Source organism: Leisingera sp. F5 (genome assembly GCF_001593695.1).
In genome coordinates this window covers 1-1,211 of the sequence record NZ_LUKH01001180.1, presented here as the reverse complement: position 1 = coordinate 1,211, position 1,211 = coordinate 1, and the positions used below count along the sequence as shown (strand labels likewise).

Here is a 1,211-nt window from a genome sequence, read left to right as displayed (position 1 = left end):
CGTCAGGGCGGCGCAGCCAATGCCCGTTACGGCATCCATGCGATGGAACTTCTGATCAACGGCGTTCTGAAGAAGGGGGCAATCCGTTCCAATCTGAAGGTCAAAGTGTTCGGCGGCGCCAAGATGTCCGCAAATCTGTCGGACATCGGCGCGGCCAATGCCGATTTTGTGCAGCGGTTCCTGCGGGATGAAGGCATCCCTTGCATCTCTTCCAGTGTTGGCGGCACCTCGGCACGCCGGGTGCGGTTCCATGCCTGCTCTGGCGCAGCCCAGCAGACCCATGTGAAGGACGACCGCAAGCTTGGCGAATTGGAGCAGCGCGCCGCCGCACGGCCGGTTCCGGCCCCGGCTCCGGCTGGCGGAAGTGCAGGTGCGGTCGACCTTTTCTGACTTAGACCGCAGGCAAGGAACAGCTTGGGCATCCGAAATTTTTGTTTGCCCGTGCCTGCCTGCAGAGGTAGGTCCTAAGAGTGATGACGACAATCCAGGCTGCAGTTTTGACATTCCTGGTTCCGCCTGGAGCCTGGCGGGGCCTTTTGATGCCTGTCGCCTTGCTTTTGGGCTTGGCATCCATGGTGCAGGCACAGATCACGGTCTTCGCCGCAGCCAGCACCAAAACAGCGCTGGATGAGGCCGCAGCAGCCTACATGGCTGAAACCGGCCGGTCCGCCGCTTTGTCTTACGCAGGCTCCCCGGCTTTGGCACGGCAGATCCAGCTTGGCGCCCCGGCGGATGTCTACATCTCAGCCAATCCCGGATGGATGGACGTGTTGCAGCAAGACGGGCTGATTGTTCCTGCCTCACGGTTGGATCTGCTGACAAACCGGCTGGTTCTGATCGCTCATGGAGCAGATGCCGCGCCGATGGACCTGGAAACCGCCGACCTCGGTGCGCTGCTGGGGGAAAACCGGCTTGCCATGGCGCTGGTCGATGCGGTGCCGGCCGGGATCTACGGCAAAGCCGCGCTGACCGCATTGGGGCAATGGCCCTCTGTTGTGTCCAAAACCGCCCAGGCCGCCAATGTGCGCGCCGCGCTGGCGCTGGTCGCATCGGGCGAAGCGCCAATGGGCGTGGTTTATGCCTCGGACGCTGCTGCAGGCAGCAATGTCACAGTGGTTGCGGTGTTTCCCGAGGACAGCCATCCCCCGGTCATCTACCCCGCCGCGGCAATCTCAAGCGGCAATGCGGCTGAGGCCCAGGCGTTCTTAAAC

At 62.7% G+C, this 1,211-nt stretch carries 2 protein-coding genes; both read left to right on the top strand.

Annotated features, from left to right (window positions below):
* A partial coding sequence (locus tag A2I95_RS39945; protein WP_291737879.1) for a chemotaxis protein CheD occupies positions 1-390 on the top strand: 390 nt, incomplete at its 5' end.
* Positions 391-539: 149 nt separating this feature from the next.
* The coding region (gene modA / locus A2I95_RS39940; RefSeq protein WP_291737878.1) for a molybdate ABC transporter substrate-binding protein at positions 540-1,211 on the top strand (672 nt) is incomplete at its 3' end.